Annotated in this window: 16 protein-coding genes, 1 pseudogene and 1 riboswitch; of the genes and pseudogenes, 13 read left to right on the top strand and 4 right to left on the bottom strand. The window is 49.0% G+C overall.

The window, feature by feature from the left end; genetic code table 11:
* The first annotated feature begins 164 nt into the window (after positions 1–164).
* Positions 165–1,010: a lipoate--protein ligase family protein gene (locus tag G7035_RS04725; RefSeq protein ID WP_019686140.1), complete on the top strand. Its 846-nt coding sequence runs from the start codon at positions 165–167 to the stop codon at positions 1,008–1,010.
* 11 nt (positions 1,011–1,021) lie between these two features.
* Here the strand turns inward: G7035_RS04725 and G7035_RS04720 are convergent, their stop codons facing one another.
* Both G7035_RS04720 and G7035_RS04715 read right to left on the bottom strand, forming a co-directional pair.
* Positions 1,022–2,401, bottom strand: a complete 1,380-nt coding sequence (locus G7035_RS04720; RefSeq protein ID WP_019686141.1) for a Fe-Mn family superoxide dismutase — start codon at positions 2,399–2,401, stop codon at positions 1,022–1,024.
* Between the two features lie 252 nt (positions 2,402–2,653).
* Positions 2,654–3,691 carry an alpha/beta hydrolase gene (locus G7035_RS04715; RefSeq protein WP_017428436.1) on the bottom strand — a complete coding sequence of 346 codons (1,038 nt, stop codon included), beginning with the start codon at positions 3,689–3,691 and terminating at the stop codon, positions 2,654–2,656.
* Between the two features lie 298 nt (positions 3,692–3,989).
* On the opposite strand from G7035_RS04715, the gene G7035_RS04710 reads away from it, so the two are divergent.
* A complete protein-coding gene (locus G7035_RS04710; protein WP_016819332.1) occupies positions 3,990–4,733 on the top strand; it encodes an IclR family transcriptional regulator in 744 nt (247 codons plus the stop codon).
* 117 nt (positions 4,734–4,850) lie between these two features.
* Positions 4,851–4,962, top strand: a riboswitch (TPP riboswitch).
* A gap of 187 nt (positions 4,963–5,149) precedes the next feature.
* Positions 5,150–6,994, top strand: a complete 1,845-nt coding sequence (gene thiC, locus G7035_RS04705) for a phosphomethylpyrimidine synthase ThiC (protein WP_019686142.1) — start codon at positions 5,150–5,152, stop codon at positions 6,992–6,994.
* A 207-nt stretch (positions 6,995–7,201) separates the two neighbouring features.
* Here the strand turns inward: thiC and G7035_RS04700 are convergent, their stop codons facing one another.
* Positions 7,202–7,354, bottom strand: a complete 153-nt coding sequence (locus G7035_RS04700) for a hypothetical protein (RefSeq protein WP_010348453.1) — start codon at positions 7,352–7,354, stop codon at positions 7,202–7,204.
* Positions 7,355–7,860: 506 nt separating this feature from the next.
* Here G7035_RS04700 and G7035_RS04695 point away from each other — a divergent pair.
* On the top strand, positions 7,861–8,697 hold the full coding sequence (locus G7035_RS04695; RefSeq protein WP_013369422.1) for a YitT family protein: 837 nt from the start codon (positions 7,861–7,863) through the stop codon (positions 8,695–8,697).
* 171 nt (positions 8,698–8,868) lie between these two features.
* Here the strand turns inward: G7035_RS04695 and acnA are convergent, their stop codons facing one another.
* Positions 8,869–11,580, bottom strand: coding sequence for an aconitate hydratase AcnA (gene acnA, locus G7035_RS04690; RefSeq protein ID WP_016819329.1), 2,712 nt, complete (start codon positions 11,578–11,580; stop codon positions 8,869–8,871).
* Between the two features lie 420 nt (positions 11,581–12,000).
* Here acnA and G7035_RS04685 point away from each other — a divergent pair, with 420 nt between their 5' ends.
* From G7035_RS04685 to G7035_RS04645, 9 genes and pseudogenes are all read left to right on the top strand, one after another.
* Positions 12,001–12,996, top strand: coding sequence for an amidase domain-containing protein (locus G7035_RS04685; protein WP_019686143.1), 996 nt, complete (start codon positions 12,001–12,003; stop codon positions 12,994–12,996).
* A 73-nt stretch (positions 12,997–13,069) separates the two neighbouring features.
* Positions 13,070–14,158: a D-alanine--D-alanine ligase gene (locus G7035_RS04680; protein ID WP_019686144.1), complete on the top strand. Its 1,089-nt coding sequence runs from the start codon at positions 13,070–13,072 to the stop codon at positions 14,156–14,158.
* A gap of 102 nt (positions 14,159–14,260) precedes the next feature.
* Positions 14,261–14,584, top strand: a complete 324-nt coding sequence (locus tag G7035_RS04675; RefSeq protein WP_016819326.1) for a hypothetical protein — start codon at positions 14,261–14,263, stop codon at positions 14,582–14,584.
* A 139-nt stretch (positions 14,585–14,723) separates the two neighbouring features.
* Positions 14,724–15,725 carry a UV DNA damage repair endonuclease UvsE gene (gene uvsE / locus G7035_RS04670; protein ID WP_019686145.1) on the top strand — a complete coding sequence of 334 codons (1,002 nt, stop codon included), beginning with the start codon at positions 14,724–14,726 and terminating at the stop codon, positions 15,723–15,725.
* Positions 15,726–15,898: 173 nt separating this feature from the next.
* Complete coding sequence (locus G7035_RS04665; protein WP_029514828.1) at positions 15,899–16,765, top strand: inositol monophosphatase family protein; 867 nt, start codon at positions 15,899–15,901, stop codon at positions 16,763–16,765.
* Positions 16,766–16,802: 37 nt separating this feature from the next.
* On the top strand, positions 16,803–17,045 hold the full coding sequence (locus G7035_RS04660; protein ID WP_019686147.1) for a hypothetical protein: 243 nt from the start codon (positions 16,803–16,805) through the stop codon (positions 17,043–17,045).
* Positions 17,046–17,210: 165 nt separating this feature from the next.
* Positions 17,211–18,940, top strand: a pseudogene (locus tag G7035_RS04655) (sensor histidine kinase).
* On the top strand, positions 18,918–20,477 hold the full coding sequence (locus G7035_RS04650; protein ID WP_016819321.1) for a response regulator transcription factor: 1,560 nt from the start codon (positions 18,918–18,920) through the stop codon (positions 20,475–20,477). The pseudogene G7035_RS04655 and the gene G7035_RS04650 overlap by 23 nt, the downstream one beginning before the upstream one ends.
* Before the next feature lie 174 nt (positions 20,478–20,651).
* Positions 20,652–21,944: an ABC transporter substrate-binding protein gene (locus G7035_RS04645; RefSeq protein WP_019686149.1), complete on the top strand. Its 1,293-nt coding sequence runs from the start codon at positions 20,652–20,654 to the stop codon at positions 21,942–21,944.
* Positions 21,945–22,000: the final 56 nt, after the last annotated feature.

Raw genomic sequence — 22,000 nt, 5'->3', positions numbered from 1 at the left:
GGTGGTTTACGCATAGGCGTAGCCGCCTTTTTTTGTTAACATCGGTAATAGTGACAATGGGATAGCTACTGTGAAGAAGATGTAATAAAAAAATAGCAGCATGCTGCCTTGAAAATTACGATTAGCCTATGGATAACAGTTATTTTTAAGATAGGGGATAACGTATGGACCATATACATAGCTCAACAGAAATAACAACAGCATTGCCTGAGTTGCAATGGTTGGAAGCGCCACTGATGACTACTCAGGAAGACGTATTGTTTCCGCTGGCTTGGGAGGAGCTGGCTTGTCGGCAAGTAGGGAAAGGAGCTGCGCCCATTTTGCATGTATGGCGGCATCCGGCAGCGCTTGTGATTGGTCACCGGGACCGCAGGCTTCCCAACGCTCCACAGGCGATGGAGCGAGTGCGTAGTTCAGGAACGTCGGTATGCGTGCGTCCTTCAGGCGGAGCAGCCGTCATGCTGGACAGAGGGGTACTGAACCTGTCCTTAATCCTACCGAATCCGCAGCGGGCCATCAGCCTGCATGAGGATTTTCGGCTCATGGCAGGGCTGATTGCCGATGCGCTGGCCCCGTGGTCTGCCGAGGCGCAGACTGGAGAAATCATCGGGTCCTTCTGTCCCGGGGATTACGATGTGAGTGTCCGAGGACGCAAGTTTTGCGGCATTGCGCAGCGGCGTCAAGCCAAGGCGTATATCATCACGGCCTTTGTGATGATTGAGGGCCACGGAGCAGAGCGCGCACAGGCGGTGCAGCAGTTTTATCGGGAGGCAGCCGGGGATACACCGGCAGGCGTGCAGCAGCCGGATTATCCACGGGTTAATCCGGCAACGATGGGCAGCCTGGCAGAGCTGGCCGGAGTGCCGTCTGTCGAGGCGTACACAGCATCGTTACGCCGTGTAGTCGAGAGTCGGGCGGCCATTTTGCCTGCCAATGGCTCGCTGGTGCAACCGGAAGAATTGACTGGACAAATAGAAGCGCTCAGAGAGCGATACGATTTGCAGGTATAATTTGTTTTAGCTTAGAATGGTTGCCATCTCAGCTTGGAGGCTTGAGCGTAGCGCGCTTCCACTTCAGGCCAGTTGACGACATGCCACCAATCTTCGATGTATTTATTGCGTTCAGCCTGATGCTTTAAGTAATATGCGTGTTCCCACACATCGATCGCCAGCAGCGGAATAGACTCCCATTGAGTCAGGTTCTGGTGCTTTTCGGCCTGCAAAATTTCAAGCCGCCCGGCGCGCGGACTCCACACCAGAATGGCCCAGCCGCCGCCTTCGACCTTTTCGGCTGCTGAACTAAATTGCTTTTTGAAGGCATCGTAGCTGCCAAAATCCTTTTTAATCTGTTCAGCCAGCGGTCCGCTTGGATTTCCACCGCCTTGAGGGCTCATGATCGTCCAAAAAAGAGTATGCAGATAATGACCTGCACCGTTAAATGCCAGTTCACGTTCCCAATGCTTTACGAGGTCAAAATCACCTGTTTTTCGGGCTTCTTCCAGTTTCTTTTCCGCTTTATTCAGATCATTCACATAGCTCAAATGATGCTTGTCATGGTGAATACGCATCGTTTTTTCATCAATGTACGGTTCAAGCGCATTATAAGGGTAAGGAAGCGGAGGGAGCCGATGTCCGCCAATAGGGACCGGGCGACCAATTAAGGACTTTTCTGCTGGCGAAGGTTGCGCCTGGCCGGACTGGACGCCTTTAGTGGCCCCAGAACCTTCTCCTCTCATGCCGGCATGCCGCTCTCGAAACGCTTGTTCTGGGTAATCCTTACCCTCTGCCGCTACATGATACAGCCCAGCGGCTCGCGCGATGGAGCCGGGCTCTTGAAAGGGAGTGGTTGAGATCAGGAAATATTGACTTTCATGTGCTGCGTGTATTACAACTCCGGCGGATTTTGGCTGTTGACGCAATGCATGACTGTGTTCAGTCAGCAAACCTAGCTGCCGTACATATTCTTGTGATTGACGGTTCGCGGTTTGCAGCAAATCGTCCAATCGACGATTTAATTCCTGTGAGGCAGGCTGTGAATTCAAGCCTGATTCAGACAACGATTTCTCTCCAGTCGCTGATGCGTCTGATCCCCTTGAATGTGCTGATGATTCATCCAGCTGGTGTGTATGTGCTTGAGGAACAGACGACTCTTTTTTCCATTGATGCTGCCATGCCTGTTCTGCCGGATCAAGCGCACTCCGTTGCTCTTCGAGCAGCTCGATGGCGGTGCGTTCCGTTTGTTCAAATACGGTTCGCCAATCATCCAGCAGCCGCACATAAGCAGGCTCTAGCCCTTCAGTAGCAGATTTAATTACTTCCACGTGCCAACTTTCCTGCTGCTTCCAATGACGAATTTCCTCCAGCACACGTAAGGGCAGGAAAGACCCATAAGTACTCAGCATTCGTTTTTACCTCCCGTATCCCGCTATGGCTATCCGGCAGATCTAGCAGATCTGTCCTGGATGCATATGTACCCAGTATATTCGCCGTCTCACCGTGAATATGTCTATGAACTTCCTTCATCAGGTTATACCTGTTGCGCAGAACAATAATTACTCATGGAAAATAAAAAAAGAAGCCCGTCTACGGCACGGGTTAAGTGTCCATAGGCAGGCTTCTTTAAGACGATGATTACTTGTTTTGAAAATAATTTCTTACTTCGTAGTCGTTTGTTTATGGGCAGCAGCAGTGGTTTTCTTGTCCTCCAGCTCCTGCACACTGCTTAGAAATGTCGATACCCGTCGCAAATATTCACGGGGATGCTCTCTGAAAATAAGCTCATGTATCCCGTTTTTGACAATCCATACACTGGAAAGCGGGTTGGTTTGATTGGCAGCAAGCTTTTCCGCAATGGGGTAAGGAGCCTTTTCATCCTGTGTACCATGCACAAACATGATTGGAAACGGATAGTTCTCCTTTTTAACCTCTTGATATGGAATCTGATGCAAGCTGGTGCCGTTTAAGACTGGAAACAGCAACTCCAAAATTTCCAAAGATGGATGTCTGGGCAGATTAATTTGATTGTGAATGTTATGGTACAGTGTATCTGGCTCCAGCAGGAAGGTACTGTCCAAAATCATTGCGTCCACATCCTTGGTTTGCAAGCCCGCCTGAAGAGCGGTTCCTGCTCCCATAGAAAAGCCCCATACGATAATTTCCGACGAGCCGCGTTGCTTCGCAAGCTGAATCGCTCCAAGAAGCTGCTGGGATTCCGCCTTACCTCCGGTTGCGACGGCCTTGCTGTTTTGTGACGCGAATCCATAATCAAACATGACCACATTAAAGTTCAGACTGTGGGCATAATGCGCCAGATCATACATAGGAATCCAGCTTTCTTCGCGATTAGCCCCGTAACCATGACTGAAAATAATGGTTTTCCGCGATTGATCCGCCGGGATATACCAGCCTTGTACGATGCGGCTGCCATCCTTCGCTGGGAAGCTGACATCTTCATAAGGCATGCCTTTGGCCTGCATCGGATTAGAGTACAAGGGTGCGACGGTGGGATTCGTAAGCACCCAGGCGATGTAAGCATGCAAGGCAATAAAGCAAAACAACAGAAAAAATACGACCGACAGCAGCAGAGCAATCACAACGTGCTTGAACCGCAGCATACGGGGATTAAAGAGTGGGGTGGACGGCTCCTGAACAGCGGTCTGTAGCTGAGCGTTGCGCTGGGATGTCGAAATCATGTAAGAGCCTCCTTATATAAAATTGATCTTCGAATCATAAAATTTAGGTATAATTCCACTTGAAAATAGTAGGGTATGTCCGTATAGATACCTATTATCGTATGATGGCTATTATCCAAAGTCAACGCCTGAACCGGAAAAGTAAAAATGATGCAAAGAATTGTCGATGTTTGTTCTTGTTCTGTAATATGGTTGTCACAAAAACATCGGTTTACAGTAGCCGCGACTATTCTATATAATTTATGTAACCATGTTTCATAGTGTGAAACGAATATGGATACAAGAGGAGCGGTTCACGATGGAAGACCGTAAATTAACCGTCCGCGCTGTAGAGCGTGCACTTGATATACTGCTGTGTTTTACCGCAGAATCTGATCTTGGTCTAACGGAGATTGCCTCCCAAATTGGTCTACATAAAAGCACTGTTCATCGTCTTTTGACTACGCTGGAGGATCGGGGATTTGTCGTTCGGAATGCCGAAACGGAAAAATATAGGCTTGGTTTTCGCATATGGGAGCTGTCCACGCATCTGTCCCAAAGCGATGAGCCGGCGGTGTTGTTACAGCCTGCAATGGAAGGATTGCGTGATCGCTTAGGGGAGACAGTCAGCTTGTACCTGCGGGATGGAAGCATGCGTATTCGCATACAAGCCGTGCAGAGCAATCAGGCGATCCGCAGGGTTGCGCCTGTGGGTGCGCGTATGCCGCTGGCTGTGGGAGCCTCCAGCAAGGTGCTGGCGGCCTTTATGCCACCGCAGGAGCTGGAGGTATTGCTAAGCAGTGAAGAATGGCCACCTTCGGTAGACCCGGAGGTTTATAAAGCCCAGCTGCAGGACATTCGTGAGAAGGGCTATGCGACCAGCTATGAAGAACGTGAGCCAGGAGCTGCGGCTGTGGCCGCGCCTATTGTGAACCGAAAGGGACAGGTCACGGCGGCTTTATCTGTATCCGGCCCGGTCAGTCGACTTGCGCCCGAGACGCTGCATGAGTTTGCACCGATTTTGATCGAAGCAGCCAAGGAAATGGGGCTTATGCTTCCGTGACAGTAATCAATACAAAAGGAAATCATACAAGGGTTGCCAAAGCTATAAATTTAAAGTAGTCTGATAGAGATGGCGGGATGTCTGTTATAGCCGCCAATTCATGTGAATAGAAAGTATCACAGTTACTGGGGGAGCCTGTAATGCGGGCTGAGATGGAATCAGGCAAGATTCCGGACCCTTTGCACCTGATCTGGATCATACCAGCGTAGGGAAGTAATCGGCCATTGAAATGTATACGCAGCTGCTGTCTACGGCCGCGCATTGGAATATGATTATTCCACGTGCGATCGGTTTGGATAGCTGTCTCGTTTGATTAGCCGGTTCCCTAGGGAACCGGCTTTTTTGCATAGATCAGCGCCACCCTGGGAATGGTTCCGGATCGGTGTGTCATTTCAACGATACGGGAGGAATGGATCATGAAACCGACAGAAACAAAAGGAACAAAAGAAACAGGAGTGAAATCAGCAGATGCAGGATTAGCGGGAATAATAGAAGTAGAGGGAGAGAAGGCCAAAGCCGAGCAAGCCAGTGGGCTAAAGCCCTTTCCGGGGAGCCGTAAGGTGTATATTCAAGGTTCTCGGCCAGACATTGCCGTGCCAGAGCGTGAAATCGCGCTGCAACCCACACATACGCCGCAGGGAACCGAGCATCATGAGCCACTGCGTGTGTATGATACCAGCGGTCCGATGACGGACGAAGCCTACCAGGTCGACATCCGTCAGGGATTGCCACCATTACGGCGAGCTTGGGCACTGGAACGGGGAGATGTGGAGGCTTATGAGGGCCGCGCCGTCAAGCCGGAGGACAACGGGCTGAAGCCTGGTTCCAAACGGGAGACAGTGGAATTTCCCGGCGTGACCAACCGTCCGCTACGGGCTTCGCAAGGGCGTACTGTGACGCAAATGCACTATGCGCGGCAAGGGATCATTACGCCTGAAATGGAATTTGCGGCGATCCGCGAAGGCGTAGAGCCCGAGTTTGTACGACTGGAGCTGGCGGCTGGACGAGCTATTTTACCTTCAAATATCAATCACCCGGAAAGCGAACCCATGGTCATTGGGCGCCAATTTCACGTAAAGATCAATGCAAACATTGGAAATTCCGCGGTTACGTCCTCCATCGAGGAGGAAGTGGAGAAGATGGCCTGGGCTGTACGCTGGGGCTCAGACACCGTCATGGACCTGTCCACAGGCCGTAATATCCATACGACGCGCGAATGGATCATCAGGAATTCTCCCGTACCGATTGGAACGGTGCCGCTATATCAGGCACTGGAAAAGGTGAACGGCGAAGCTGAGAAGCTGACGTGGGAGCTGTATCGAGACACGCTGATTGAGCAGGCGGAGCAGGGAGTGGACTATTTTACGATCCATGCGGGTGTATTGCTGCGATATATACCGATGACGGCGAATAGAATGACGGGAATTGTATCCCGGGGTGGGTCGATCATGGCAGCCTGGTGCCTTGCACACCATCAGGAGAATTTTTTGTATACGCATTTTGAAGAAATCTGTGAAATTATGAAAGCCTACGATGTGGCCTTTTCTCTCGGGGATGGTCTGCGTCCAGGGAGTATCTATGATGCGAATGATGAAGCACAATTTGCAGAGTTGGAGACGTTGGGCGAGCTCACGCAAATTGCATGGAAGCATGATGTCCAGGTCATGATTGAAGGGCCAGGACATGTCCCTATGCACAAAATCAAGGAGAATGTGGATTTACAAATGGAGATTTGTAAGGAAGCCCCCTTTTATACTTTAGGGCCGCTGACGACGGATATCGCACCAGGATATGATCATATTACCTCAGCTATCGGGGCAGCCATGATCGGTTGGTTCGGGACGTCCATGCTGTGCTACGTTACGCCGAAGGAGCACTTGGGTCTGCCGAACAAGGATGATGTCCGCGAAGGAGTTATTACCTACAAAATTGCCGCACATGCTGCCGATCTGGCGAAGGGTCATCCGCGGGCACAGCAGCGGGACGATGCTTTGTCCAAGGCGCGTTTTGAATTCCGCTGGCGCGATCAGTTCAATCTCTCGCTTGACCCTGAGCGGGCATTGTCCTACCATGATGAAACGCTACCAGCAGAGGGGGCCAAGGAAGCCCACTTTTGCTCGATGTGCGGTCCCAAGTTTTGCAGTATGCGTATCACGCAGGACATTCGTGCCTATGCGGCCGATAAGGGACTGAATACTGAGGAAGCCGTTGCCGCCGGGATGCGAGAGAAGGCAGAGCAGTATCGGGAAGCTGGGCAGTAAAAATCGGTAGCGATACAAAAGTCAATCAACTGGGAAGCCTCAACGAAAAGTACAGTTAAGCTCGTCAGAGGTTTATTTCCATAAACGTATGAGCAAGGTTTAGAAACGCGTGAGTAACAAAAAGCCGTGGTTCTCTACAGTCGATGTAGAAAACTACGGCTTTTCAGCTTATGTAAAGCGGGATCATGCTACCGGATTAACGGAGCTTTATTTTTTACCCATTTTTTCATTCAAAATGTCCTGAAAGCTGAGCTTCTTCTCCGAGCTGTCTTCTTTCTTCTGCATACTCACCGCGTTGGCACGTTGGTATTGGTGGTGAAAAGGCATCAGGGTGTGGACAGTTAAGTTCATTGTATTCATGTGGTCATTCCTCCAATTCCATTTTGTCAAATTCAGATTGAGTTGCTTAGGACGTCTGTATAGGACTATGTATATGTACTTGATGTCGTAATGCCGTGTAGGTTGCTTGGTAATGTTTCAATCATTATACCCGCATTTATCCAAAGTAAAACGCTTTTGACATAAAACAGGAAGATGGTCGTATGTGTCCAAAATGTGTATTAGGAGGATGGTCATTTTAGGGGAAAATGTGCCTAGGGCCTAAACAAGGGCTAGAGGCCCGTTTTCTCAGTTTAGTAGTCGGGATTGTGTTTTTTTGTCGAATAACCTTGTATTAGCGGAATTTTGCGGAATTCTAAGGTTGGACTAAGGCAGTCTGGTGGCGAATTAAAGTGTCAAAGTTGTATTGACTTTATGTTGGGTAGTGGATACCATGAACTGGTTGTCAGCGTATTTTGGCAAGAAGAGTCAGCCAATCCATCTGGCAATTCATCCGTTGAAATGTTAGAGAGAGGATTAGAGCATATATGAAAAAAAGTATTGCAGATATCGTATTTATTATTCTGGGTGCGTTTTTTTTCGCGCTGGCTGTTAATCTGTATGTGATCCCGAATGAATTTGGCGAGGGGGGCGTTACAGGGGTCACGATCATCTTGTACTACCTGTTTCAGTGGTCTCCCTCGATCGTCAATCTGGTCATTAATGGCTTGCTGCTGATTGTCGGATATAAATTTTTGGACAAGAGAACGACTCTGTATACTATAATTGCGGTCGCTTTTAACTCGCTGTTTTTACATTTAACAGTCAACTGGCGGATTGATTCGCATGAGCCAACGATTAATGCCGTATTTGCCGGAGTTTTGGTAGGGGTTGGCATTGGCTTAATTGTACGAGTCGGTGGTACAACGGCAGGAACAGTCATTTTAGCCCGGATTGCTAACAAGTATCTGGATTGGAATATCAGCTATGCCTTGTTATTTTTTGATCTGATTGTCGCCTTCTCTTCCTACTTTATTATTGGCCCGGAAAAATTAATGCTAACTATCGTTATTTTGTACGTCGGTACGAAAGTTATGGATTTCATGATTGAAGGATTGAATCCGAAAAAAGCGGTCATGATTATTTCGGAGCATCAAGACAAAATTGCTGAGATGGTCATTACGCAGATGGACCGTGGAGTTACCGTCCTGTCAGGCCACGGATATTACACCAAAAATCCAAAAGAGGTCCTATATATCGTCATTAGCAAACAAGAGGTGTCGGCGCTTAAAAAGATTGTAAAAGCTATCGATACAGCAGCATTTATCACCATTCATGACGTACGGGACGTATTCGGAGAGGGCTTTTTGGATATTTCGAAGTAATTGGCGTGTGAAGCTAAGGTTATAAGAGAACGTGGCTAGAAGTCGGTCCTGAGAGGATCGACTTTTTTTGTCCTGTTTGTTGCCTTACATAGGGCCTTATACAGATAAAAAACACCCCTGAATCGCAGATGAATCTGCAATCAGGGGTGTTGTATATATAATGCTATATCATTACGCTTGAATCATTTGACGCAGTACGGTTTGCAAAATACCACCGTTGTGGTAGTAGTCGATATCAACAGTGCTGTCCAGACGAGCAGTGACCGGGAATTCGAACTTGGTGCCATCCTCGCGTTTGGCTACAACCGTAAGTTCTTGACCTGGTTTCACGTCATTGTCAATGCCGAGAATGTCGAAGGTTTCGCGACCGTTCAGGCCCAAGCTGGACCAGCCATAGCCTTCCTGGAATTGCAGCGGCAATACACCCATACCGACCAGGTTACTGCGGTGAATCCGCTCGAAGCTTTCAGCAATGACGGCTTTAACACCTAACAACAACGTACCTTTGGCCGCCCAGTCACGTGAGCTGCCTGTGCCGTATTCCTTGCCGGCGATGACGATCAGGTTCTGATCGGCTGCCTGATATTTCATGGACGCATCATAGATGGACATTTCCTCATCCGTTGGCAAGTACTTGGTCACACCGCCTTCGGTGCCTGGAGCTACATTGTTGCGGATACGGATGTTGGCGAATGTACCGCGCATCATGACTTCATGGTTACCGCGACGGGAGCCATAGGAGTTGAAGTCCTTGCGCTCTACACCATGCTCCTTCAAGTACAGTCCTGCCGGGCTGGAAGGGGCGATGTTGCCTGCTGGTGAGATGTGGTCAGTCGTGACCGAATCATTCAGCAAGGCAAGTACACGGGCATTACGGATTTCCTTGATATCCTGCACACCATCCTGAAGTCCTTCAAAGAACGGCGGATTTTGAATATAAGTTGAGTTTTCATCCCATTCATACAGTTCGCCTTCAGGAACCGGAATGGAATTCCATTTTTCGTTGGCCGTAAATACATTTTCGTATTTGCGACGGAACATATCCGGGCTCAGAGACAGGCTGATCGCTTCCTTGATTTCTTCGGAAGTAGGCCAGATATCTTTGAGGTAGACAGGCTGATTGTCCTGATCGTAACCGAGTGGTTCGTTCACCAAATCAATATTTACCGTGCCGGCGAGAGCATAAGCGACTACCAGTGGCGGTGAGCCGAGATAGTTGGCTTTGACTTGCGCATGCACACGTCCTTCAAAGTTCCGGTTACCGGAAATAACTGCGCCAACGGTCAGATCATTGTCTGTAATAGCCTGACTCACTTCGTCAGGAAGTGGTCCAGAGTTACCGATACAGGTCGCGCAACCATAGCCTGCCACATGGAAGCCGAGGGCTTCGAGCGGTTCGATCAGCCCGGCTTTTTGCAGGTACTCCGTTACGACAAGCGAGCCTGGTGTCAAGCTTGTTTTAACATAGCCTGGCTTTTTGAGCCCGCGCTGTACTGCCTTTTTGGCGAGCAAGCCCGCACCTAGCATAACGCTTGGGTTGGAGGTGTTCGTGCAGCTTGTAATCGCTGCAATCACGACTGAGCCAGTACCCAGCTCACTGGTGGAGCCGTCCGGATGGGTCAGTGGAACCTTCTGTGCGATCTTTTCATCGCTCAGTCCATAGCCGCCTTTGTCTACCGGGGTACGGATAATGCCTTCGAAAGTTTCTTTCATGCGGCTTAGCTCAACACGGTCCTGCGGACGTTTGGGTCCGGCGAGACTCGGTACAACCGAAGCCAGGTCTAGCTCAAGCGTATCGCTGAACACAGGATCCGGAGTATCGGATGTGCGGAACATGCCTTGAGCTTTGTAATATTCCTCTACGAGGCTGACTTGCTCATCGGAACGTCCGGTGCTGCGCAGGTAAGCCAGCGTTTCGGCATCAACCGGGAAAAAGCCGATCGTTGCGCCGTATTCCGGTGCCATGTTGGCCACGGTCGCACGGTCAGCCAAGCTAATGTTGGCCAGACCTGGGCCGTAAAATTCTACGAATTTGCCGACCACGCCTTTTTTACGCAGCATTTGCGTGACTGTCAGCGCCAAGTCGGTAGCGGTAGCTCCTTCCGACAGGCTACCTGTCAGCTTGAAGCCGATCACATCGGGAGTGACAAAATACAGCGGCTGCCCCAGCATACCCGCCTCTGCCTCGATCCCGCCGACACCCCAGCCTACGACACCGAGTCCGTTAATCATCGTCGTATGGGAGTCCGTTCCCACAAGGGAATCCGGGAAGACAACCGTTTCGCCGTCGATGGTTTTGGTGGCAGCCACGGAAGCGAGATACTCTAGATTAACCTGATGAACGATACCGGTGGACGGCGGCACCGCACGGAAGTTATTGAATGCCGTTTGCGCCCAGCGCAAAAAACGATACCGTTCTTCGTTACGTTCAAACTCTACATTAATATTGTAGTCCAGCGCGTCACTGGTACCGAAGGCATCAACCATGACCGAGTGGTCGATTACGAGATCGACGGGAACAAGCGGGTTGATTTGTTTCGGATCGCCGCCCGCTTTTTTCACCGTATCACGCATAGCTGCCAAATCGACAACCACCGGGACGCCAGTAAAATCCTGAAGCACGATACGTGCAGGAATGAACGGAATTTCCTTGTTGGTGTCACGATCCTCAGCCCAGCCTGTCAGCTGCTGCACGTGTTCTTCCGTAATGGCGCGTCCGTCAAACTGGCGAACCGCTGCTTCCAGCAACACTTTAATGGAGAAAGGCAGCTTGGCAACACCGCTTTTTCCTTGTTCCTCCAGTGCCTTAAGACTGTAGTAGCGATAAGGCTTCCCGTTAACTTCCAAACTACGGGCAATGGAGAATTGATCTTTTCCTGACATAAGTATTACCTCCTTGAAGTGGATGCTTGCGGGAAAATAGGGATGTCTTTTTTCGACGTCATGCACATTTGGTTTTAATTGGTTGCGTTCTCAATTTCATCTTCAGTGGTACATTGTAAGTTAAGAGGTTGAGATGAATGTAATTCGTTTCATTAGATGAAACATGATTTCAAAATGATTTCTTTTGGATTAAGTATACCGTTTTCAGACGGTTCCGTAAAGTTTTTTTGACCTAAATTATGCGTGTTCAGACTGGAAAATAAAACGTTCGGTTCCCCTGCGTTTCGATGTTCATACCAAGCTTTAGAGATTCATACTTATAGATAGAGAGCATATCCGACCAGAGAAGGAAGAGGAAGTTATATATCAGCGTGGTTATCCCCGAATAAGGATAGCGAGACGAAAAATGGAGGGATAGGGATGGGGGAGCGGGAATGGAAACAGGCCCTTTTTGCTTATGTGAATCAGTACAATCGCAGTGAGGTAAATGGTGTACCACAGCCGGATGAGTACCTGGAGGTGGGCCAGCGAATGGAGCGGGCGGCACGTGCGGCCAGATTGGAGCAGTGGTACAACGAACGGGACGCTGTTCCCCTGCGCAGCGAGACACGCGCCAAGCCGTTACGAATAGTGCAGGATACACCAGATGAGGCAGTGGTCGATGTACAACTGCATGTGCGGCTCTTTTATGAGAAGGGCGGGATGACGCACCGGGAGGATCGGATTGAACGGGAGCGTCTAACGTTTACACGCGAGGGCGAAGCCTGGCAGGTGACGAGGATCGAGCGCGATCCGGCAGAAAGAAAGCCGGCGGGAGGAGAGGTTCCTTTTGAACAAGCGTCTTTTAATCAGGGAGGAAGTCTGCCGCTGCTGAATCGTGGTGTGCTGGGCTTCGGCTCATCAGCACGTCCCAGCCGATATCGCCGTGAAGAAGCAGCGGCCTATGCAGATCAGTGGTGGGATAACTTTAACCCGGAGTTTGAGGCGTTTGACGTGGATTGCACCAATTATATCTCGCAGTGCCTCTTTGCAGGTGGTGCACCGATCCACTATACTGGTAAAAGAGAATCGGGCTGGTGGTATAAAGGACGGGTCGCCGGACGTGAGCTGTGGAGCTATAGCTGGGCGGTTTCCAACAGTTTGGAGCGGTATTTGGGCTCCAGCTCCTGGGGGTTGACCGCAGAGCAGGTGAGTCGACCGGAGCAGCTCATGCTGGGGGACGTCATTTTTTATGATTGGGATGGTGACGGAACTTTCCAGCACAGCACGGTGGTAACGGCCTTTGATGCTGGCGGCATGCCGCTAGTCAATGCACATACGGTAAGCTCCAGACATCGTTATTGGGACTATAAAAATTCGTATGCGTGGACGGACAATACGGTATATCGCTTTTATCACATCGCCGACTATTTTTAAATGAGATGATGGATAACAGGTACAGTGAAGCAAATCAGGCACAATGACGAAAGCAGGAAAGCGGAGGATAGGCATGGCAAATCAAAAATTGACCGTAGGGCTGGTGTACGGTGGTAAATCGGGCGAACATGAGGTATCGCTGCAAACGGCGTATGCGGTAATGAACGCTTTTAACTATGAGAAATACGAGATTATTCCTTTTTATATTACGAAGGCTGGCGATTGGCGTAGGGGGACGCTGTTAAGTGCGCCTCTGACTACTGTAGACCAATTGAAGCTGGAGCACGCTGAGGGTGGCACCAAGGCGGCATTAGATACGTTGTTCGGTAAGCTGTATGGAGAGCAGACGCTGGATGTACTGTTTCCGCTGCTGCACGGCACCTTTGGCGAGGACGGAACGATTCAGGGTCTGTTCGAAATGGCTGATATGCCCTATGTCGGGGCAGGCGTGCTGGCTTCGGCAGCAGGTATGGATAAAGGCGTCATGAAGAAGCTGTTTGAGCATGCAGGATTGCCGCAAGTGAAATACTGCTATTTTAATAGTACACAGTGGGCACAAACCGGTCATGACTTGGTGCGTAACATAGAGACTGAGTTGGGTTATCCTTGCTTTGTCAAACCAGCCAATCTGGGATCGAGTGTTGGTATTTCCAAAGCGAGTAACCGAGAAGAACTGGAAAAGGCTGTTGATCTGGCTCTGCAATTTGACCTGAAGGTGATTGTGGAGGAGTACGTCGATGCCCGTGAGATTGAAGTCAGCGTACTTGGCAATGACGAGCCGATTGCCTCGGTACCGGGTGAAATTGTGTCGTCGAGTGATTACTACGACTATGCTGCCAAATATACCGATGGTCAATCGGAAATGCTCATCCCGGCACCACTGGACGAGGAAGTGGCAGATCGTATCCGTGAAGCCGCATTGCAAGCTTTCCGTGCTCTGGAAGGTTGCGGGATTTCCCGTGCCGATTTCTTCGTCAGACGCTCAGATGGACATATCCTTATTAATGAAGTGAATACAATGCCTGGCTTTACACCGTTCAGCATGTATCCATTATTGTGGAGAGAAACCGGCGTATCCTATGTAAGTCTGCTGGATCGCATGATTGCTCTTGCACTGGAGCGTTATGAGCGCAGGTCGGCACTGCACTATGAGAACTCATAAACGAAAAACGAAGGGGAGCTGATCACTCTCCTTTTTGTTCATATACATTGATAGACTTGAACATTTTACCAAACCCTTAAGTATGAAAGGTGGCGGCTACACATGGGCTTTCAAACTGAATTTAACTCGGTGTGCAAATTCAAGAGTGAACAAGAACTTTATGAACTGCTGGAATATGGACGTGGCAAAATGGTTAAATCCGGCCTGCGCGTTTTTCCGACAGGACAGAAGGTCATCGCTTACAGCGTGGACAACGTGGCAGTAGCCATCGTTCAGATTGTGGGCTGTATCGCCGAAATCAATTTCCAAGGTGACGAAGTGACCGAGGTAGAAATGACTCTCATCCGTAAGCTGAATGAAGAGGAATCAAGAATTCAGACCGCATTGGCGGATGAAATGTTTTTTGGAGCACAGCAGCAATCCTAGCTGTTTGTTTCTTACATTTTTGTGCAATACACCGAATCAGCAGGTGCTTTTCCGGGTATGATCAGTAGAAAAGGGGTTTAGGTCACAGAATGAAATCGGCCTTGCCATCTACTGCAAACTGCTGAAAGGAAGGACATCTATGATCGTAAGGTTCGGTTATGTTGCCATGTCGGTCACCGTGCAAAATGCATCCCCTTCTAAAACCATGACCATGGCCAGCTTTAACAAGATCGGAGACCGAGAAGCCGCGATCCGTAAGTTAGAACGGATTGCAGCCGAAAATCTCCATAATACATTGAGGCTGCTGCGTCATAATCGTGCGAGTGATATTCAGGTCTATCGTTTCTCATCCAAGCTGATTCCGCTTGCGACCCATCAAGATCTGAGGGATTGGGACCCATTTCAGGCGCTTGCTGCTGATTTTGCAGAGGTGGGGGACTATGTCAAGGCGAATAAGATGAGGGTATCGTTTCACCCCGATCATTTTACAGTGCTGAGCACTCCCCGTCCTGAAGTGTTGCAAAGCTCTATTCATGATCTGAAGTACCACGTGGCGATGCTAGAGGCTATGGGACTTGGTGCCGAAGCCAAGAACAACATTCATATTGGTGGTGCATACGGAGATAAGGTGACCTCAGGTCAGCGTTTTGTAGAGCAGGTTAGTGCGCTGGATCTTTCATTAAGAGAACGGTTAACATTGGAAAATGATGATAAAACGTTCAATGCGGTGGAAACACTGGAAGCTTGCAAAATAACAGGCTTGCCGATGGTTCTTGATATTCATCATCAATGGGTCAATAACGAGGGAGAGAAGCCGTGGGAGCTTTGGCCGGATATATTGGATACCTGGAAAGGGGAATTGGCCCAAGCCGGATCTTCTGCGGATCATCCATTGCCGCCCAAAATTCATGCGTCCAGTCCCAAAAGTGAAAAAGACCCTCGTGGTCATGCAGACGGTGTTCTGATGGAGCCATTGCTGACCTTTCTGCGTAATATTGCTGGATATACGGATCGGATTGATGTCATGCTTGAAGCCAAACTTAAGGATGAAGCGTTGTTCGGATTAATGAATGAACTGCGTCTTCAGGAAGATAACGGGGTCAAAGTGTTGGATGGGGCCTCCATAGAAATTACGCCTTAGAAAGCAGTATTTCGCGGATAAAGCTTCCATATGGAGAAACTTTATGAAGCTTATTGTGTATACTAGAATGTGTAAACTAGCAAACTTGTACTGAAACAGAGATGGTTAAGAGAATGTCTGTTGGGCAGGCTCGTAAACCACGTAACAATGATATAGAAAGTAGAGTGAACACGTTGAACGAACATGAAAACGAAAAGGTTCCCTATATCGTATCAGGAAAAAGCTATACGGCCGTGGCTATTAATGCGGCATCCAAAGCCGGGGAATGGATTAAAAGCAGGCTGGGCACAGTTGAACAATTGAATACCAAGCAGTCGCCGACCGATCTAGTGACCGAGGTAGATAAAGGTGCAGAACAGATGATTCGTAGACTCATTCTCACCCATTTTCCCGATCATGCCATCTTGGGTGAAGAAGGGGTAGAGCCGGGAGCCGAAGCTTCAGCCCGAGCATTAGAAGCTGCCCGTGAAGAGGAATATTTATGGATTATTGATCCGGTAGACGGCACTACCAATTTCGTGCACAGTCTGCCGTACTACAGTGTGTCTATTGCCTTGGCTCATCGTGGTGAAGTGATTGTCGGGGTAATTTATGATCCGTCCCGTGATGAAATGTTTGTAGCGGAAAAAGGAAAAGGCGCATATGTCCACGGCAATCGCATGCAAGCATCGAGAGAAGAGACGCTGGGAGATAGCCTGGTGTGCATCGGTTTCCCGCCGGATCGTACGTATGCACAACCGTTGAATATGAGAATTACGCAGGTTCTTACACCTCAGGTACGCGGCATTCGGGCGCTCGGGTCGGCAGCGTTGCATCTGGCTTATGTGGCGTCGGGACGTTTGTCTGCTTATTGCGAAATCGGTTTGAATGCCTGGGATGTGGCAGCGGGCGCTTTGCTGGTACAGGAATCAGGAGGTACCATTACGGACACATTGGGCCAACCTTATGACCTGAGTGTACGGCATATTGTAGCTACGAATACAGCTATTCATTCTCAACTTATTCAAGTGCTGAAAGAAGCAGACGCAACCGGGTTATAATACTACGTACACCATCATTCTGAAGGAGGAAATCGCGATGAGCCAGTCCGAAGAATTGGAACGCCAGCTCAGTGAACTGCTGACGGAAGGCGAAATTCGTGAGAATGAGGCCAAAAAACGGGAACGACTCAGTCCCAAATATGAGGTGCGGGTTCAGACTCAAATGGACCCTATTGTCGAGGAGACGCGTAAATACCGGAATATGGCACGTGAGCTTGATGACCGATATGACGAATATATGAGCAAGGCGGACAAATCGAAAGCAACCGATCAACGCTAAGCAAGCCCAAATACCTCTTGCCGAATGACCAAGGCATGGGGTATTTTGTATAATATATAGAGTTTTCTCCATTTTGAGCTGGACGGGCAGGACGTGCGAAGGAGGCGACGTGTACTGATCACCTATTTTAAGAGCGCTTACAAAAATGCTGGAATCCATCATAAGATGGTACTGCTGATTACGGTGCTCATGCTGGTTAACTTTGCGGTTGTTGCAGTCATACTTAAATACGTATTTCATATTTATGATAATCAAATGTATAAAAAGACATCTGAAGTACTCAATATTTCTTCGATTGGCATTGAAAATGAACTGAAGGATGTTGAAAAAGTTACGTTTAAGGTAATAACGGACGAGCAGCTTCAGCGTTATTTGCTCCAATTGGAAAAGGAAACATCACCTTATGTCAAAACGGTACTGCGCAAAAAAATAACGAATAGGCTTATTGCCTTCGCCGGCTCTGAAACCTATGTCTATTCTATGATGGTGATCGACAAAGAGGGACAGGTCATGAGTGCGGGCAACCGCGAAGGTATCCCCCAAGAGCTTCGATCCACCCTGTCGGAGTTGGCAGACGAATATGACGGCTCCCATGCATGGTATGCGGCAGGTCACTCCTCCTTGCTGGCAGCGCGGCAATTCAAATCCTTTACCGATTCCAATTTTACGCTGAACGGGCTCGGCACGCTTGCGATTCGTGTACGAATTGACCGGATTGTAGCGGATCGAGTGCAGACTTCCGGCCGTGACGGACAGTTGATGATTACAGACGGAAGACGGATGATTTATCCCGAAACACCGCTTTTGAGTGAGAGCGATATTCAGGCAGAGCTTGCGCGGAAGCAGCCTTACGGGATCGCGACCTATACAGGCGGAACCTTTTTTGCTGCTCAGATTAAATCCTCATATACGGGCTGGACGTATTTACATATGACTCCCTTTGATGATATGTTTCGAAGTATTACGATAATCAAAGAAATTGTAAGCGCTATTTTTGTCATTATGCTGCTTATTGCATTGGCGCTGGGCGCGAGGCTGTCGGGCAGCATTACTCAACCGATTGTTCAGTTGATCCAGAACATGCGTAAAATAGAAAAAGGCGACCTCGACCGTCTGGAAGAGGAAGCGCTTGGGGCGGTACCCCTTTCCACACAGGATGAGGTTGGTCTCTTGCATCGGACGTATAAGAAGATGATCCGCCGTATCCGCGAGCTTATTAATGAGAATGTTGCCAAGCAGCTATTGCTGCGGGAAACAGAGCTAAAGGCGCTACAGGCACAGATTAATCCACATTTTCTGTACAATACGTTAGAATCTGTGAACTGGCTCGCCAAGGCCAATAAGCAGGACCGGATTTCAGAGATGGTGGAAGCCCTTGCTTTTTTACTACGCAGCACGGTCAGTTTTGAAGAGCAGCTGATTCCGCTTCAAAAAGAGCTGGATATCGTGAGGAGCTACGTAACGATCCAAAAAACACGTTTTGATGAGCGCCTCGATTTCCATCTCGATGTCCCGGAAGAGCTGATGGATGCACAAATTCCGAAGCTAACGCTTCAGCCCTTGGTGGAGAATGCGATCCATTATGCGCTGGAGCCGCGTATTGAACCGTGTCGGATCACGATTGTGGCCAGAGAAAGCGAGGGAGCGCTGTTCCTGCGGGTTGAAGATGACGGACCTGGAATGAGCCCGGATTTCTTGGAAAAGCTACGCAGCGGTCAGATCACAACCCGTGGGCGGGGCATTGGACTTGCGAATATTCAGGAACGGATTAACCTGACATTTGGTACACCTTGGGGATAGAACTGCACAGCGAGTCAGGAACAGGTACGTCAATTCATGTCTGTATTCCATATGTGAAAGGGGATCAGGGTCGTGTACAAGGTGCTACTGGTTGATGATGAGCGTATGATTTTGGAAGGCATATCACAGGTGGTCGATTGGGGCAAGGCCGGAACACAACTGGTAGGTACGGCGCGTAATGGGATTGAGGCATATGATCAGATCCAGGCGAGCCCGCCTGATTTTGTGATCAGCGATATTTCCATGCCAGGACTGGACGGTATCGGACTCGTTGCCAAAACGACGGAGCATTTTCCAGACGTTCGTTTTATTCTGCTGTCTGGCTACAAAGATTTTGACTATGCCTGTCGGGCCATGCAATACGGGGTAAAGCACTACTTGTTGAAGCCCTGCAATGAGCGGCAAATTCATGAGGCTCTGACTGAGCTGGGACAGGAGCGAGAGGAACAGGAAGAACGCAAGCAGTTTGTGAACCGGATGAAGCTTGATTTTCAGCGTATGCTGCCGCATGTGAAGGAGCATTTTTTGAAGGAGTTTATTTCCTATAAAACTTACGGTAGCCGTGATATCGCTTTTTATGAGCGTTTGTTCGGTCTGGAGTTGCAAGATAAGCAGGTTCGAATGCTGCTGCTGCGGGTAGAGGAGTCCCACGAGCCGGAGCATTTGTTTGCTTTGCAAAATATAGCAGGGGATTTAATGGATCATGTCTTGCTCAGTACGACGATGCAAGGGCAACTGCTGATTGTGCTGGAAAGTGCGGATGACACGTCTGGGTTTATGAAACAGATTGAAGCGGTACGTACGACGTTCCACCGTTTTTATAAGCTAGAGGTGACCGTCGCAGTTAGCGAGTCGGATAGCATGCAGCATTCGCGGGGGATGTACCGGGAGACATTGCATTGTATGAATCACCGCTTTTACACCGGGGAGGGCAGCCTCATTACGAAGGAAGATTTGGCGGCTGATGACACCCGGGAGATGGCAGATTTGGAACTGGACGAAGAGAAGTTCGGTCTGCTGATCAAGGCTGGAAATAGGGAGGAAGTTGCACAGGAAGTGGATCGGCTGTTCGGCATCCTGTCCCGTATGAAGCTGGAAATTTCCGTAACCCGTTCTTATGTGCTACAGCTATATGCTGCCATGATTCGTATATGTCCTGAAGAAGAGCGTGCGGCGTTCACGAGTCGAATGGTCGTGCTGGCAGAGCAAAAAACATTGGCATGCCTCAAATCTTTTGTACAGGAAGCCGCCGAACGAATGACCGCAATTTATTATAAAAGCAATGTATATCGCCAATCTTCCACGGTGGATAAAATGATCACTATTATTGAGCAAAACTATAGAAAATCCGATCTTTCGCTGAACGGAGTGGCGGGTCAAATGCTCTATATGAATTCCGACTACTTAGGGAAAATCTTCAAAAAAGTGACGGGGGAAAACTTTTCACACTATGTTAACCGTTACCGGATCGAGCGCGCGGCTGAGCATATTCGGGAGACGGGAGACGTAAAGGTGTTTGAGCTGGCGGAATGGTTCGGCTTCGGCGGGAACGCGCAATATTTTAGCCAGGTGTTCAAAAAATGGGCAGGTATGACACCCTCCGAGTACATTAAATCACACGAACGGGGATGAGCAGCTGAGTCCCTCTGTTTTTTAAACCTTTGAAATCTGATTTGTGTATTCCAATGTTTCTCTGCTTTTGGGAAAATAACAACAGGAGCAAATGTAAACGCTATCAAACAAGCGTAAGTACATTGTTACTCGTAATAAGGCTCCTTTCTAGAACAGCGAAAAGGGGAGAGATAGGTGGGCAAAAAGGGATGGTTTCTGGTCATAGCGATGCTGCTCGTGTTGACGACGGCATGTAGTGGAGCAGACGGTGGAGGCAATTCGGGCGCAAGTGCAGACGGGAAAGTAAAGTTGCGGATCGCTTGGTGGGGATCGGATACGCGCCACGAATATACGCAGAAGGTTATCGATTTGTATAAGCAAAAAAATCCGAATGTAACGATTGATGTGGAATATGCCTCTTTTGATGACTACTGGAAGAAGCTCGCACCGCAGGCGGCAGCAAACCAACTGCCGGATATCGTGCAGATGGACATTTCGTATATTAGCCAATATGCGAAGAACGGCCAGCTGGAAGATATGGCGCCTTACTTGAATCAGAAAATCCAAGTCGCTGATGTAAACGAAAATGTACTCAAAACCGGAATCATTGCCGGAAAGCAATATGGTATTCCAACAGGTGTCAATGTGCTGGGCTTCCAGTACGATCCGGCACTGCTCAAAAAAGCGGGCATAGACAAAATTCCTGATGACTGGACATGGGACCAATACAAAGAGCTGGCTTTGAAGGCAGCCTCCAATAAAGTTTACTTTGACAGCTCCATGGCTGCGGATATTTTCTTCCACTACTATTTGCGGACACATGGAAAATCTCTCTACAATACGGAAGGAACAGGATTGGGGTATGATGACGATAAGCTGTTTGTTGATTTCTTCGGTGGTTTAGCTGAGCTGATTAAAAAGGGAGCGACACCAACTCCTGAAGTCATGAACCAAACCAAGGGAATTCTTGAGGAATCGGATATCGTTAAAGGAACAGGCATCGGCATTTGGCAGTGGTCCAATCAATATGTGGGCTTACAACAGGTCGTTAATCGGCCAATGGCGCTTGCTCCGATGTTTGGACCGAATATGGAAAAAGGCGTGTATATGCAGCCTACAATGTACTGGGCTGTGGCTTCCCGTTCACAGGTGAAGGATGAGGCCGCAAAATTTATTGATTTCTGGATGAATGATGTAGAAGCGAATAAATTGATTAAAGGCGAACGCGGCGTACCGATTTCTGCCAAAATCAAAGAAGCTGTAGCGCCGGAGTTGAGCGAGGCAACGAAGCAGGTGTTTGAATTTGTGGCTTCCATGGAGCCAAAGGCTTCTCCAATGAGCCCGCCGCCGCCTGTTGGATCGCCGGAAGTGATTGCTACTCTGACCGATTATATTGAGCAAGTCAATTTCGGACAGATGACGCCTGAAGACGCAGCGGTCAAATTCCGGGCTGATGCGAATACCATCCTTGCGAATAACAAGCAGTAACAATGCAGGGTTGAAGGAACGTTTCGTTAGGTTAACCGTGCGTAGTGCAAAGCAAT

The organism is Paenibacillus polymyxa (genome assembly GCF_015710975.1).
Lineage (GTDB): Bacteria > Bacillota > Bacilli > Paenibacillales > Paenibacillaceae > Paenibacillus > Paenibacillus polymyxa.
The sequence above is the reverse complement of the archived record's forward strand: the minus strand, read 5'-3'. Positions and strand labels throughout refer to the sequence as shown.